The sequence below is a fragment of the Ruminococcus flavefaciens genome (genome assembly GCF_900108555.1).
In the GTDB taxonomy this organism is placed as follows: Bacteria; Bacillota; Clostridia; order Oscillospirales; family Ruminococcaceae; genus Ruminococcus; species Ruminococcus flavefaciens_P.
In genome coordinates, this window is record NZ_FNWV01000010.1 from 78458 (window position 1) to 94664 (window position 16207).

General features: G+C 45.2%; 10 protein-coding genes and 1 other annotated feature. Of the genes, 3 read left to right on the plus strand and 7 right to left on the minus strand.

Features of this window, described 5'->3' with window-relative positions; genetic code table 11:
* Nucleotides 1-36: 36 nt before the first annotated feature.
* The 4 genes from BLW60_RS12890 to BLW60_RS12905 are packed head-to-tail and all read right to left on the minus strand — an operon-like array spanning nucleotide 37 to nucleotide 4695.
* Nucleotides 37-654: a hypothetical protein gene (locus BLW60_RS12890; RefSeq protein WP_074718062.1), complete on the minus strand. Its 618-nt coding sequence runs from the start codon at nucleotides 652-654 to the stop codon at nucleotides 37-39.
* Between the two features lie 52 nt (nucleotides 655-706).
* Nucleotides 707-2413 carry an NAD(P)H-hydrate dehydratase gene (locus tag BLW60_RS12895; protein ID WP_074718064.1) on the minus strand — a complete coding sequence of 569 codons (1707 nt, stop codon included), beginning with the start codon at nucleotides 2411-2413 and terminating at the stop codon, nucleotides 707-709.
* Between the two features lie 33 nt (nucleotides 2414-2446).
* Entirely contained in the window at nucleotides 2447-4156 is a 1710-nt protein-coding gene (locus BLW60_RS12900) for a hypothetical protein (RefSeq protein WP_074718066.1), read from the minus strand.
* Nucleotides 4156-4695, minus strand: coding sequence for a hypothetical protein (locus tag BLW60_RS12905; protein WP_074718068.1), 540 nt, complete (start codon nucleotides 4693-4695; stop codon nucleotides 4156-4158). The genes BLW60_RS12900 and BLW60_RS12905 overlap by 1 nt, the downstream gene beginning before the upstream one ends.
* A 588-nt stretch (nucleotides 4696-5283) precedes the next feature.
* Between BLW60_RS12905 and pheS the strand changes: the two genes are divergently transcribed.
* From pheS to BLW60_RS12920, 3 genes are all read left to right on the plus strand, one after another.
* A complete protein-coding gene (gene pheS, locus BLW60_RS12910) occupies nucleotides 5284-6312 on the plus strand; it encodes a phenylalanine--tRNA ligase subunit alpha (protein ID WP_028518928.1) in 1029 nt (342 codons plus the stop codon).
* Nucleotides 6313-6394: 82 nt separating this feature from the next.
* Complete coding sequence (pheT, locus tag BLW60_RS12915) at nucleotides 6395-8851, plus strand: phenylalanine--tRNA ligase subunit beta (RefSeq protein WP_074718070.1); 2457 nt, start codon at nucleotides 6395-6397, stop codon at nucleotides 8849-8851.
* A gap of 252 nt (nucleotides 8852-9103) precedes the next feature.
* The gene (locus BLW60_RS12920) at nucleotides 9104-11959 is read left to right on the plus strand and encodes an insulinase family protein (protein ID WP_074718072.1); all 2856 of its coding nucleotides are present in this window, start codon (nucleotides 9104-9106) and stop codon (nucleotides 11957-11959) included.
* A gap of 71 nt (nucleotides 11960-12030) precedes the next feature.
* On the opposite strand, the gene asnA is transcribed toward BLW60_RS12920, so the two are convergent.
* From asnA to BLW60_RS12935, 3 genes are all read right to left on the minus strand, one after another.
* Nucleotides 12031-13041, minus strand: coding sequence for an aspartate--ammonia ligase (gene asnA / locus BLW60_RS12925; protein WP_074718074.1), 1011 nt, complete (start codon nucleotides 13039-13041; stop codon nucleotides 12031-12033).
* Between the two features lie 173 nt (nucleotides 13042-13214).
* On the minus strand, nucleotides 13215-14585 hold the full coding sequence (gene asnS, locus BLW60_RS12930; protein ID WP_074718076.1) for an asparagine--tRNA ligase: 1371 nt from the start codon (nucleotides 14583-14585) through the stop codon (nucleotides 13215-13217).
* Nucleotides 14586-14656: 71 nt separating this feature from the next.
* Nucleotides 14657-14914: a binding site (T-box leader), on the minus strand.
* Nucleotides 14915-15262: 348 nt separating this feature from the next.
* The coding region (locus BLW60_RS12935; RefSeq protein WP_139283421.1) for a leucine-rich repeat domain-containing protein at nucleotides 15263-16207 on the minus strand (945 nt) is incomplete at its 5' end.

Genomic DNA, 16207 nt, shown 5'->3' on the forward strand with positions numbered 1-16207 from the left:
ACAAAAAGCGGACAGCAAAAGCTGTCCGCGCAAACTTTATGCATTTGTAGTTAACGTTGTCTGAACATCGGTCGATGATGTTACAGAAGCAGAAGTGGCAACAGTTTCGGAAGTTCCCTGCTCCAATGATATCTCCGCAGTTTTCATCTCGGTAAATCTCATGGTAAGCTTATTGTTGGGCATATCGAACCTACTGAGCAGACCGTCATTGTCAACGGTAAGAGTGTAATCTCCGCCGTCAAGAGTGCCCTCTATTTTCAGCATATCGCCGTCCTCCTTGCCGCTGAGCTCCTCCGTTTTTGCGTTTTCGTCAACTGCTTTCATAAGATTGAGCATCATTGCCTTTACGGGCACAGCCGACTGGGGAACAGAAAATGTCAGTCCCTTGTATGAAGCTATGACATTTCCCTCGCTGAATTCCAGCTTTACGCCGCTGAGAGTATTGGGTTCGGAGAACTCTATCTCCCACACTCCCTCGCCGAAGCGTTTGATACTGCCCTCAGCTTCAAGGCGGTCAAGAGTAATGCTGACAGATGCAGAAAATGGACTTGAAAGCCCGTTCTTCCGCGAACTTTTGCTGCCAACAGGTACTGCACAGGCTGTCAGGCACAGTACCACCGCCAATGTCGATACGAATGTAAAAACTCTTTTCATAATACCAGCTCCGTTCATAGTAATGAAAATACATTTTCACATCCTGCCGTAGTTATACGGTCATATTTTTCTTCTTTTCCTTTAGTATACCGAATGCATCTGGAAGATTGCCGATTATATCTCTCGGCAGCATTGCTTCCATACTCAGCTTCTGTGCCGCGATATCGCCTGCAAGTCCGTGCATATACACACCTGCGCAGGCACCGTCAAAAATGCCGCAGCCCTGTGCGACAGCAGAGCCGATTATACCTGCAAGAACATCGCCGCTGCCGCCAACGCTCATACCAGCATTGCCTGTATGATTTGCCGCTGTGTAACGGCTGTCAGCCACAACAGTTCCGCCGCCCTTGAGCACTACGGTGATGCCGTACTGCTCGGCATACTTTTCCGCAGCAAGCAGTCTGTTCTCGGATATCATCTGCGTATCGCATTTCAGAAGCCTTGCCATCTCTCCCACATGAGGAGTTATAATGATGTCTGTACGCTTCTTCATTAAAATATCTATGTCCTTTGCTATGCAATTTATTCCATCAGCGTCTATTATTACAGGACACTCCGCATTTTGCACCACAAATTTTGTAAGCTCTATGGTATCGGGAGTCACGCCCATTCCGCAGCCTATAACTATAGCTGTAGCTTTTTTCATAGCCTCGGAAAGCGGCTCGCAGCTGCTGTCATACAGCATAAATCCGTAATCATCACAGTCAAGCTCGATAAATGTAGCCTCGGGAGCAAGCACAGATACAGTATCTATGCACTTTTCAACAGAAGCCACTCTTACCAGTCCTGCGCCGCTGCGAAGTGCGCCAAGTGCTGCAAAAGCCGCTGCACCGCGCATGGAAGAGCTTCCTGCGATAACGAGGACTGTTCCGAAGCAGCCCTTATGAGCATCTCTCTCCCTTTTCTGAGGATATGCAGCAAGGAAGTTACGCTCTATCCTGAAATATTTCCGCTCACCCTCAAGTATTTTAAGGGCTTCTTTGGGTATGCCTATATCTGCGATAGTAATTTTTCCGCAGTATTTCTTCAACGGAAACTGAGACATACCCGATTTTATAAATCCGAAGGTCATGGTCTCGTCTGCCTTGAAGATACCGGCAGATATCGTACCCGATGCGCTGTTTCCGCCGCTGGGTACATCTACGGCTATCCTGTAAGCCGCAGTACCTATGCCGAAGATACCCATTATATCCTTATCAAGACTGCCGTGGAAGCCTGTGCCGAAAACTCCGTCAACAAGCACCTGCGCCCCTACTACAGCGCCCTTTATGAGTCCCATGCGCTTCTTCTCGGCATTGAGTATATCATCGAGAGGATTATGCTCATTTTTATCATCGGAGGAATCGAGCTTTCTCGGCTGTATTGTCATATAGTCAAGCTCTGCCGCCTCTATAGCCGCTTCAACATTTCCGCTGCGGAAGCCTTCGATAAAGCTTATCTTTTCTCTGGGCAGTCTGCTCATCATTTCCTGAGCAAGAGGAGTTTTCGGCAGCCCGCCTATTTGTATGACAGTCAGCTTATACCCCTTATACAGGAGAATATCAGCCGCCGCAAAACAGTCGCCGCCGTTATTTCCTGTACCTGCAAGAAATACTACCGAGCATTCCTCGGGACTCAGCTTTGCTTCATTGCGGCAGTAGCCGTCAATAAGCTCCGCAAGCTTTCTTCCTGCGTTCTCCATGAGCTGCCTTTTCGATACCCCCAGCTTCTCGGAACGCTCCTCAAGTCTCCCCATTTGCTTTGGTGTTACAATCTGCATATAAAAGCCTCCGTTTCAAGCATAAAATGCTGATCATTTTCTTTCATAAATATTTCCCCTTTGATCGTCTATCCATTTGAACTGAGGATACTCGCCGAGAAGATCCTCGCGTATGTATAAACGCTCATAATAATTATTGAAATCAAGCTTATAAAATACGCTATATTCAAGCATATACACAGGAAGATACTTTACACCTTCAAGTGTTTCTGCGTCATATACTTCATCTATCGGACAATAATCAAGTATAAGATCGGGAAGTCCTTTTTCTCTCCATTTTTCAAATACAGCCTCCGGATCTTCTTTATATATGTAATGCATATAAAGGTCATCGGGACGATCAACATTAAAGTTCATAAAGATATTTTTGCCGAAATACGGCTGTATCATTACAGGATCACCCATGAGATACGTGCTGTTGCTTTCTATCTTTCCATGTACAGAAGGAATTTCGAGCACCTTGAAGACATTATCAGTTCCTTCATCGTATTTTACGCTCCATTTAGTCATTATCTTCCTGTCTTCAAGATGATTGTCCTTTATTATCTCAGCAAATTTACTTATTCCGCACTCTCCTTTTATGTCCATGTAAGATGCACCTATGCTGTATACCACAGGCATCAGACATATAATAACGCCTACACCCAAAATGACTTTGCGTATAAAAGGAGAACCGAAACTGTTCCTTATTTTTACAAATGACTCAGGCAGCTGTATACCGCCCTCCTGCTCTGCCATTATCCAGAAAATAAACACATGGAAAAGTCCGCTTATACCGATATGATGTGCTGACATATAGTGAAATGCCATAAAAGCAGTCATTATTATATACGGGACAAAAAATGCTGCGAACTTCCTATTCTTTCGCGTTATTAAAATGAGAGTGAGCCAGATGAGTGCTCCTATTATGATCTCTGCAATAAATATGGAAGTATACTCTTTTTCGCCGTTCAAGCTGAACATTACTCCGCTCCAGCTCTCAAAAGGAAGTATAATGACAGTACCATAGTTCTTTATTCTCGTCAGTATCTCTATGATACTTCCTTTGTTCTCCACCCCTCCGTAAAAGCAGTCGTCCGCAGGAGTTATCATAATGAGAAGCATTACAGCTGTCAAGAGGATAAAACAAAGAGCATAAAAACGCTTGTCTTTCCAAAAAAGAGAGAGCTTTTCGCCTCTATGGAGCTCTGATATTATTTCAAATGTCCATACAAGACAAAGACCGCCTGCAAGCATAATGCCGTAAGCTGATGTAAGGCACAGGAAGGTAAGCGAAAAAATATACCTCCATGGCTTTGAATTGCGGTTTTTATAGGTTATCGCAGCAAGCATGAACGCAAGCATCGTCATCGAATATGGTCGGCAGTATACTCCGTAATGATAAAAAAAGAAGTAGGTAAAAGGCAGTATATATCTTACCGCTTTCGGGAACGGCGAACGGAATATGAGAAGAGCCATTGCCGCAGCACTGAACGTTATATTTATCGCCTTTATCGTAAGGTCAAAGGGAGCTCCGTTCTTCGCAAATACAGAAAGTATCAGATGCCACAGCGGCGGATGTCCCTCATAATGAGGGACATAGGTAAAAAGCTCCTTGAATGAAGCACATCTTGCTATCAGCCACGCCTGCGACTCATCAAACCACGGTTCATGGAAACAGCCTACAAATATAAGTCCGCTTATGTAAATAATAAGAACTGTCAGACCTGAAAGTAAGCTGTTCTTTTCCTTTTTAATCTCCATTAAAGTTCATTTTTTTCGGGAAGTTTAGTTCTGAGCTTTGCAGGCAGGAATTTTGTGATATTCTCAAGCATTCTCTCGTCGGGTGAAAATACCAGCCTTGCCGAACCTACAGACTCGTCAGTGAAATCCGCATAGTATTCATGAGAAGCAATATTATCCGTTGCGAATACTATGGTCATATCATCTGTCTCTTCAATGTCATCGCTGTATTTTCCGAATGCAGTGAACTGTCTTACATTTGTCGAAAGCATCTCACGTCTTTTCTTCTTGGCAATTATCTTGTCAACATCGAGCTCACCATTGGTGAAAGAATACTCATACTCAACGTACGTATTCTGAAAGAAATTATAAGTTCCGTAGCCCGCTGCTGCCGCAAGGAAAAAACCCAGAACAGATATGATCGGATTTCTTATCTGAAGCAGGGAAAGAGCCAAAATCGACAGGGTGAACAAGCCGCCTACAATAAGAAACAGTATTCTTCTGTTCTTGTCTGACTTTGTTTCGTTCTTTTTTACGAGCTGTTCTGCAAAATTATCCATTATATTATCTCCATTCGATATTTTAAAAGTGATACAAATTAATAATAACACATTTTTAGTCAGAATGCAATAAATCATATCATTTTTTTCAAATGCTTCATCTTTTTTTCACAAGTTTGCTGTTACTCGGGATTTTTTTGAAAAAAGCCTTGATTTTTTTCAAAACAGCGTATATAATTGTGTTATAACCCGTTGACTGAGAGAGTAAGTGTGCATAAGCTTCATCAGAGAAGGACGAAAAGGTGCGAGCGTCCTGCTGCTTTACATACCGAAGTTCACTCACGAGGGGCAAAGCGGAAGCGCGATAGAGATACCGCGTAGTAGGCTGAGACGTAGGTCTGCGTTAAAGACAAGAGAGTGTCGGCTCTCCTGACAATGGGTGGTATAAAAGCAAGGTAAGTCTTGTCCTGTTGGACAGGGCTTTTTTTAATTCGGAATTAGGAATTCGGAATGCGGAATTGTTTGTAACGGCTTTTTTATCAAATTCAAACGACCGATATTTCTATTTTTTATCATCGCCGTAAGGTGACACTTTAATTCCGAATTATAAATTCCGAACTCCTAATTAATATTTTTTGAGGTGAAACAATGAAAGAACAGCTTGAAAAGATCGAGGCTCTGGCTAAGCAGGAGCTTGATGCCTGCACTGAGATCAAGGCACTGGACGACCTGAGGATAAAGTTCCTCGGAAAAAAAGGTGAGCTCACAGCTATCCTCAAACAGATGGGTAAGCTCTCCGCAGAAGAAAGACCTGTTATCGGTCAGCTCGCAAACAAGGTAAGAGCAGATATCGAAGAAGCTCTGAACACTAAGCTTTCTTCACTGAAAGCAAACGCACAGGCTGCAAAGCTTGCTGAGGAGAAGATCGACATCACTCTCCCCGGCAAACACGCTCCTTTCGGCAAGCTCCACCCGCTCACTAAGGTGGAAAACGAGATAAGAGAAATATTCATCGGCATGGGCTTCAATATCGCTGACGGTCCCGAGATCGACGACGATTACCACGTATTCGAGGCTCTCAATCTCCCTCCCGATCACCCTGCAAGAGATACTCAGGATACATTCTACATCGAAGGAACAAACGAGTCTGTACTTCTCCGTACTCAGACTTCTTCCGTACAGGTACACGTAATGGAGAACCAGAAGCCCCCTATCCGTATCATCTCACCGGGACGAGTTTTCCGTTCGGACGCTGTTGACGCTACTCACTCTCCTCTCTTCCACCAGATAGAGGGACTCGTAGTTGACAAGGGCATCACAATGAGCGACCTCAAAGGCACTCTCGAAATGCTTATGAAAAAGCTCTACGGCAACGACTGCAAGCTCCGTTTCCGTCCTCACCACTTCCCGTTCACAGAGCCAAGCTGTGAGGTAGATATAAGCTGCTTCAACTGCGGCGGCAAGGGCTGCTCAATGTGTAAGGACGAGGGCTATATCGAGCTCCTCGGCGCAGGAATGGTACACCCGAAGGTGCTTGAGAACTGCGGTATCGATCCTGAGGAGTACTCGGGCTTCGCATTCGGTCTCGGTCTCGAGCGTATGGTAATGGGACGCTACGATATCAACGACCTCCGTCTCCTCTATGAGAACGATGTTCGCTTCTTAGAGCAGTTCTGAGCAATTCACAATTCATAATGCATAATTCATAATTTCTCTTTGGAGAAATGTACTGATTATAGATCTTGAAAGGAAAAAAGATATGAATTTATCTATGAAATGGCTCGGCGACTATGTAAAAGCCGATATGCCTATAAAGGATTTCTGCCACGCCCTCACAATGAGCGGCTCAAAGGTAGAGTGCTATGAAAAAGAGGGCAGCAATATCTCCAACGTAGTAGTTGGTAAGATACTCTCAAAGGGACCTCACGAAAACGCTGACGCGCTGTTCGTATGTCAGGTGGACATCGGCGCAGAAGCTCCTATACAGATAGTTACAAACGCAAAGAACGTAAAAGAGGGCGACCTCGTCCCCGTTGCTCTTGACGGAGCTGTTCTCCCCGAGGGCAAGATAAAGAAGTGCAAGATGCGTGGAGTTGAAAGTTTCGGTATGTTCTGCGGACTTGATACTCTCGGTCTTACAGCTCACGACTTCCCATATGCAGATCCCGAGGGCGTATTCGTAATCGAAGAGGACTGCAAGCTTGGTGAGGATATCCACACAGCTATCGGTCTTGACGATACTTCCGTAGAGTTCGAGATAACCTCAAACCGTCCCGACTGTCTCAGCGTTATCGGTCTTGCAAGAGAAACTGCTGCTACCTACGGTACAGAGCTTAAAGTAAAAGCTCCCGAATTCAAGGGCGTTGACGGCGATATCAACTCAATGCTCAAAGTAGATATAATCAACACTGAAAAGTGTCAGAGATACTGCGCAGGTATCGTAAAGAATGTAAAGATCGGTCCTTCACCTCGCTGGATGAGAGAGAGACTCCGTGCAAGCGGAGTTCGTCCTATCAACAACTTCGTTGATATCACAAACTACGTTATGCTTGAATACGGTCAGCCTATGCACGCTTTCGACCTCCGCTACGTTGAGGGAGCTCATATCAATGTCCGCAACGCTAAGAACGGCGAAAAGATAATGACTCTTGACGGCGTTGAGCGTGAGCTCACAGAGGATATGCTGGTTATCGCTGACGAGAAGAAGCCTGTAGCAGTTGCAGGTATCATGGGCGGCGAGTACAGCGGTATCATGGACGATACAACAACTGTTGTATTCGAGTCTGCATACTTCGAGCCAACACAGGTAAGACAGACTTCAAAGAAGCTCCGTCTCAAGTCTGACGCTTCTGCTCGTTACGAAAAGGGCGTTGACAGACTTATCTCCATGACCTGCTTAAAGAGAGCATTTGAGCTTGTCGAAGAGCTCGGTGCAGGTGAAGTCCTCAACACAGTCATCGACCGCGACTACACAGACAAGACTCCTGCAACAGTTGATTTCAGCGCAGAGTGGATAAATAATTTCCTCGGCACAGATATCTCCGAAGCAGATATGATAAAGTACCTCGAACGCCTTGAATTCAAGGTAGAGAACGGCAAGGTAATAGCTCCTTCATTCCGTATCGACATCGGCTGCAAGGCTGATATCGCAGAGGAAGTTGCTCGTATCTACGGCTACAACAATATCCCTTCAACTGATTTCCGCGGCATAGCAAGAGCTGAATTCACTGAGGAGCAGAAGTTCGCACGTACACTGAGAAACGCTGCTGTATCACTTGGCGGATACGAGATAGCAACCTACTCATTCGTATCACCTAAGTATTTCGACAAGATAAAGCTCCCTGCTGACAGTAAGCTCCGCAAGGTAGTAAAGATAGTAAATCCTCTCGGTGAGGACACAAGCGTTATGAGAACATCTACTATCCCTTCGATGCTGGACGTTCTCTCATTCAACTACAATAACCGCAACGACAAGGCTTGTCTCTTTGAGATAGCTAAGGAGTACCTCCCTGCTGAGGTCGAGAAGCCTTTTATCAACGGCGAGACTCTTGCTAACAGCGGCAAACAGAAGCACAAATATAACTATTCACTTCCAGATGAGCCTCAGAGACTCACTATCGGTATGTACGGCGGCGATGCTGACTTCTACACCCTCAAGGGCATGGTTGAGCAGCTCCTTGCTGAGCTTAAAATAGCCGATGTTGAGTATATCCGTGCAAACGACTGCGATGAATTCGATGAGAAGTACGCTCTCCACCCCGGCAGAAGCGCAGTTATCATCAAGGACGGCAAATATCTCGGTATCATGGGCGAAGTTCACCCTGATGTACAGGAGACATATGAGATAGGCGTAAAGACTTATGTTGCAAAGCTCAATATTCCAGAGCTCATGGAAGCTGCTGCTGACAAGATAACATATCAGCCGCTGCCAAAGTTCCCTGCAACTACACGTGACCTCAGTCTCCTTGTTGACGAGGATATGCCTGTTGCAGAGCTTGAAAAGGCTATCAAGGGCGCAGTCGGAAAGATACTCGAAAAGGTAACTCTCTTCGACGTATACCGCAGCGACGATATGAAGAAGAACAGCAAGAAGAGTATCGCTTACTCTATCTCAATGCGTTCACACGAAGGCACACTCACTGACGAGCAGGCTGATGGAGCAATGAAGCGCGTACTTAAAGCTCTCAATGCTATCGGCGCAGAGCTCAGAGGCTAAGGCAGCGTGACGCTGCACTCTTGCCGCGCTGACACTCGCAAGCTCGTTCAAACGTGACTTGTACTTCGCTTACAGCGCGGTAATACATTATAAATTTAAGGCGGACTTGTATAAAAGAGTCCGCCTTTTTCAATGACTTGCTATTCATAAGAAACTATCGGAGTTAACGTGTGCTAATTTTGAGTGAGTCCGCTTGCATAAAATGACAAAAAATGATATACTTATATCATAAACCACATTAGGAGGCAAATAATGCAAATAAACGATAATATACACGGCTTTACCGTAATAAGAATAACTCCTGCTCCGAACAGCGGTTCAGAGCTTATAGAAATGAATCACGACAAAACAGGTGCAAAGCTCATCTGGCTCAAAAACGACGGTGAAAACAAGCTTTTCTCCATAGGATTCAGAACTCCTCCAAAGGACGACACAGGTATATTCCATATCCTTGAACATTCAGTACTTGGCGGTTCAAAGAAATATCCCGTAAAAGAACCTTTCCTTGAGCTTATGAAAGGTACTATGAACACCTTCCTTAACGCAATGACCTATCCCGATAAGACTATTTTCCCTGTATCGAGCCGAAATGATACGGATTTCATGAATCTTACACAGGTTTATCTCGATGCAGTCTTTGATCCTGCTATATACTACAATCCAAATATCTTCTATCAGGAGGGCTGGCACATTGAAATGCGCAGCAAGTCCGACAAGCCTGTATACAAGGGCGTTGTATTCAACGAGATGAAGGGCGCACTTTCCTCTATATACAGCCGTATCGAGACAGAGCTCATGAACGTGCTCTTCCCTGACACCTGCTATCGCTTCGAGTCAGGCGGACTTCCCGAAAAGATCACAAACCTTACATACGAACAATTCATCGAAGGTCACAAGAAACACTACCACCCTTCCAATTCATATATATTCCTTGACGGTCCTGTGGACATCGACAGTGTTCTCGGACTTATCGACGGCGAATACCTCAGCCGCTATGACAAGCGCGAAGCTGATACGGAAATACCTTTCCAGAAGGCTATCGCTCCTACAGTAAAGAAATGCTATTATGAGATCTCTCAGGACGAGGACGATAAAAAGCATACCTATCTCGTTATGGGCAAGGTCCTCGGAAGCTGGGAGGAACGCGAAAAGATAACAGCTGCTTCCGTACTCGCAGAAGCACTTACAGGCTCAAACGATGCTCCTCTCAAAAGAGCTGTCCTCGATACAGAGCTTTGCCTTGATGTATCTCTCGAAGTCAGCGACGGCATTTTACAGCCATTCGGCAGCCTGTGCATAAGCAACACCGACCCTGAAAGCTGTGAAAAGCTGAAAGAGACTGTAAGAAATACTGCTTCCAGTCTGTGCAGGGACGGAATTGACCGTGAGCTTCTCAAAGCTTCAATAAACCGCCTTGAATTCAAGTTCCGCGCAGGAAAAGAACCACGAGGTCTTACACGCTGCACAAATGCTCTTTCAGCATGGCTCTACGGCGGCGATCCCCTCTGCTATCTTGAACTCGGTGAGGTATACGACTCTCTCAGAAGCAAACTGGACACAGATTATTTTGAAAAGCTCCTTCACGAATGGCTTCTTGACGAAAGCGGTCAGGCTGAGCTGTATATGCTCCCGTCCCGTACATACGGCGAAGAGCAGAAGGCTGCCGAAGAAAAGCGTCTTTCAGATGTAATGAACAGCCTTGCCTGCGAAGAGGTAGATGTACTGATCGAACAGAACAAGAAGCTTGACGACTGGCAGAAGTCTGTGGATACTCCCGAACAGCTTGCAACTATGCCTCATCTTGCACTTTCCGAGGTCAGCGATAAGCCTCTGGCTTTTGAGACAGACGAGACAAAATGCAATGGCGTGACAGTCCTGCGCCATCCTGCTTCTGATAAGGGCATAGCTGCGTTAAATCTTTACTTTTCACTTGCAGACTGCACCGAGCAGGAGCTTTCAGCCGCTGCTGCAATGTGTGAGCTTTACGGTTCTCTTGCAACTTCAAAAAGCTCGGCTGCAGAGATACAGCGCAGAGTAACAGGAGTTCTCGGAAGCATCTCCTACAATATAAACGTATTCTCACAAATGGGAGTAAAGGACAAGTGCAAGCCTTTCCTCTCCGTTAAGGCACGTTTCCTCGAAAAGAATACTGACGAAGCTCTTTCCCTTATCAGTGAGATAATAACAGATACTCAATTTACCGATAATGCGGCTATATGCGAGATCTTAAAGCAGGAAAAGGAAGATTTCAAGCAGCATATCATGTCAAACGGACATTCATACTCAATGAATCGTGTTAAAGCTTCACTTTCTGCCGAGTCGGCAGTAGCTGAACTCGTTTCGGGATATGAAGGATATAAGCGTCTTAATGCAGCTCTCGATGCTCCTGAAAAGCTCATTGCCGATATAAACTCTGTCAGCAAGCGCATAATATGTTCATCTCGTCTTACTGCAAGTATAACCGACAGCAGCGACATTTCAATTGAGCCGCTTATCAGCTCGCTCCCCGAGGGCACTCCATCTGCCTGCGAGGAAATGGCATATACTCTTAATATCCCCGAAAAGCAGGGAGTCATTATCCCTTCGGGCATATCATATACAGCTATGGCATTCCCTGATAATTCAGCAGATATAGCTGTATGCAATGTACTTTTCCACGCACTTTCACTTGAATACCTCTGGAACGAAGTTCGAGTAAAGGGCGGCGCATACGGAACAGGTGCAATGATATCACCTTCACGCGAGCAGTCGTTCTATTCCTACAGAGATCCGTCCCCAAAGACTACGATCGAGACTTTCCGCAAGGCTGCTGATTTCACAGCAGAATACTGCAAAAACGATCCTGATATCACACAGTATATCATCAGTTCTATCGCAAAAAACGAACCGCTTTACTCAGACGGAAACAGAAGCATAAAGGCTGACGGCGTCTGGTTCAGAGGCGTAAGCAGTGAAGAACGTGCAGATATCAAGAGGAAGATGCTGAAGGTAACTCCGAAGCAGCTTGCCGAAGCTGCCGAAAAGCTCAGGAACTGCGGAAATATATGCGTATTCGGCAACGAAGCCGCTATGCAGGGACTTGACCTCACAGTAGATACACTTGCCTGATATAAATTATATTCTTTATCACATACAAAATAAAGCCCGAAAGCATATGCTTTCGGGCTTTGCTATTGCTATCAAAGAAGAGTTATACCGTTTGCTGCGCACTTCTCTATCATCTCGTCAGACCATATGGACGACTGAACTTCGCCGATATGAGCCTTTTCAAGAAGAAGCATACAAAGTCTTGACTGACCGATACCGCCGCCGATAGTGAGAGGAAGTGTGCCGTCAGCTATCATCTGGTGATACTTGTACTGCATTCTGTCCTCAGCGCCGCACTCGGCAAGCTGCTTTTTAAGGGACTCTTCGTCAACACGAATACCCATTGAGGATATCTCCAGAGAATCATCGAGGACTTCGTCCCAGAACAGGATATCACCGTTGAGTGACCAGTCGTCGTAGTCGGGAGCTCTGCCGTCGTGCTTCTCACCGCTTGCAAGCTTACCGCCTATCCCCATAAGGAATACTGTTCCGTGCTCCTTAGTGATAAGACGCTCACGCTCGTGACCTGTCTTATCGGGATATCTGTCCTCAAGCTCCTGAGTTGTTATGAAATAAGGCTCTTCGCAGATCTTGCCTGCTATCTGAGGATAGCGGAGACTTACCTTGCGCTTTGTATAAGCGATAGCCTTTACTACTGATTTTACAGTCTCTTTAAGGAACTGGATATTTCTCTGCTCACGAGTGATGACCTTTTCCCAGTCCCACTGGTCAACGAATATGGAATGTGTATTGTCTGTATCGTCATCGCGGCGGATAGCATTCATATCTGTATAGATACCCTCGCCTGCATTGTAGCCGTAGCGATAGAGAGCCATTCTCTTCCACTTTGCAAGTGACTGGACTACTTCTGCTTCTGCGGCGATCTCCTTGATATCGAAATCCACCTTGCGCTCAACGCCGTTGAGGTCATCGTTGATACCGCTGCCCTTTTTTACGATAAGGGGAGCAGATACTCTGTCCAGAGTCAGTGCGAATGATAAAGCCTGCTGGAAAACGTCCTTGATGTATTTGATTGCGTGCTGAGTTTCTCTCAGCGTAAGGGCTGACTTATAGCCCTCAGGGATATACAGCGATCTTGACATGATTAATCACTTTCCTTTACTTGATATTTTAACGGCAATCGGCGCCATTGACGAAAGCCGTGCTGTCCTTATTTAAGCCATTGTAGGGAACGCCGCCCTCGGCGTTCCGCGAAATAAATAAATTTATATTGGAACGCCGAGGGCGGCGTTCCCTACGTAATTAATACGTTACATTATCTGATAGAACCGACTGTTCTCGGGAAGAGTATTACGTCACGGATATTAGCCATACCTGTTGTGTACATGATAAGTCTTTCAAATCCAAGACCAAAGCCGCCGTGAGGTACGCTTCCGAACTTTCTGAGGTCGAGGTAGTCGCTGTAGAGATCGAGGTTCATCTTTCTCTCGTTCATAGCAGCGATAAGCTTCTCATAGTCAGCCTCACGCTCACTGCCGCCGATGATCTCGCCAACGCCCGGTACAAGAAGGTCAACAGCTGCAACTGTCTTGCCGTCAGGATTCTGCTTCATATAGAATGACTTGATGTCCTTTGGATAGTCTGTAACGAATACAGCCTTCTTGAATACCTTTTCGGAGAGGTATCTCTCATGCTCAGTCTGGAGGTCGCAGCCCCATTCTACAGGGTATACGAAGTTCTCGCCAGACTTCTTGAGAAGCTCGATAGCCTCTGTATAAGTAACTCTTGCGAAATCGTGTGAGATAAGCTCTTCAAGACGAGCGATAAGTCCCTTTTCAAAATGAGCGTCAAAGAACTTCATATCATCAGGACAGGTATCAAGAAGCTTGCGGATAACATATTTGAGCATATTCTCAGCGATCTCGATAACGTCGTCCAGCTCTGCGAAAGCTACCTCAGGCTCAACGTGCCAGAATTCAGCAAGGTGCTTTGGAGTATTTGAGTTCTCAGCTCTGAATGATGGACCGAATGTGTATATCTTACCCATAGCCATTGCAGCCATTTCACCCTCAAGCTGACCAGATACAGAAAGTCCTGCTTTTCTGCCGAAGAAGTCGTTAGCATAGTACTCTTCCTCATTCTTGTAGTCCTTGCTGTAGCCGATAGTTGTTACCTGGAACATCTCGCCTGCGCCCTCACAGTCGCTGCCTGTGATAAGCGGTGTATTTACATAAACATAGTTGTTTTTCTGGAAGTACTCATGTATTGCAGCAGCAAGTACCGAACGTACACGCCATACAGCGTTGAAAGTATTCGTTCTGCCTCTGAGGTGTGGGATAGTACGGAGAAATTCAAGTGTATGTCCCTTCTTCTGGAGAGGATAATCTGTAGGAGCATCGCCCAGTACAGTGATACCGTCGGGAACTGCGTTTATCTCAACTGTATCATTTCTGCCCTCTACTGCTGTACCTGTTACCTTTACGGACATACCAACTCTTGGCTCTTTGTAATCGCTGTCGCCCTTGTCAACAACGACCTGTACGTTTTTAAGGGAAGTACCGTCATTTACCTCAACGAATGCAACGCTCTTTGAGTTACGTGAGGTACGTACCCAGCCGCATACTGTTACCTGCTTGCCCACATAATCCTTAGTGGTGATTATTTCCTTGACATCAATGTGCTTCATAATGATCTTTTCCTTTCAGTATATAATGTATATACAGGACGAGCAGGAATACAAAAAGCCCCGTCCTGAAACTACAGGACGGGGCATATTACCCGTGGTGCCACCTGAATTACCGCAAAAGCGATCACTTTTGAGCCGCTGTAACGTGCGGAATACGTCGCCCCTACTCAGACACTCAAGAAAAACATACGCTGTCCCTCTTAAATCGGCGCCCTTTCGGTTTGCTGCTCGGGAGTGTTATTCACACAGACTCTGATATGCGGCTCTCACCATACCCGCACTCTCTGGGAACGAAATTCCATGCTACTTCTCTCTGTCGTTGCATTTTATTTGTCTGTATTATATCACTTTTATTAAGTCTTGTCAAGAGAAAAAGAGTAAAAAAGTTCATACTTTTCACATTTTCATCAGAACATATGCCAAAATCACCACATTCCGACATTTTCTTACACAAAGCTTTCCCGATTATTTCACCTGTCAATGCGATGTCTTACAAAAAAGAGGTGTATATTATAACCATGGAAATAAATCACACTTCCGAATTCATAGCGCAGATGATCTCGGAAAAATGTGATCAGGATCTCACTCCCCTCTCTTTAAAATATAGTAAAAGATAAGTCCGAAAGCAACAAACGCTTTCGGACTTACTTTTTCTGAATGGAATAATGATCTCTATATTATATGAACAATGTACTGAAACCGTGCTCGCGGGCATAACGCTCTGCTTTTTTACGGTTTATCTGCTTGAGTATCCTTATTGTCTGCTTATGACCCTTTCGTATCTCATCGATCGGGATAGCTTCGTTTTCAAACTCGATTATATTGATATTGTAAAGGCTCTCGCAGCCGCTGAATGCGTCTTCCTTGATATCCTTGGTATTCATGCTTATTTTAAGATCCATAAGGTTCTGACAGCCGTAGAAAGCCCAGTTTCCAATGGATTTCACAGTACTCGGGATATCAACTGCCGTAAGTGATCTGCACCATGAGAATGCGCTTTCACCGATAGTCGCAACAGAATTCGATATAACTATCTTTTTAAGGCTGTAGCACTCAGAGAATGCCGCATTGCCTATAGCTTCGACCGAACCCGATATTACTATTCTTCTGAGCTTCTTGCATGAGAAGAACATCAGATCGCTTATACGCTGCAAATACGCAGGAAGCACTACACTTTCAACGCTGTTGCATCTTCCGAATGCACCCTTGCCCACTTTCTTCACAGACTCTGGAAGATTTATCTCCTTTAGTCTCAGGCATTTAAGGAATGCATTTTCTCCGATAGATTCAAGATTTTTTGAGAATACTATCTCTTCAAGGTTGAAGCAGTGACAGAATGCGAACTTTTCAACGATATGTATGCTGTCCGACATAACTATCTTCTTTACGGTCTCATTTCCGCGGAAAGCATATTTGCCGACTACCTTTACCTTTTCAGGGATAACGATAGATTCTGTAGTTCCCACGTATTTCACAAGAGTACCGTTTTTGTCGATAGCCATGTTATTTTCATCGTCTATCTCGATATTTTCATCATTTATAAGTTCGCCGTACTTTTCATAATCATCAGACGCTTCTGACTTCTTTTCCTCAGCCTTGACATCGGGCTTTGGAGCGAGTGA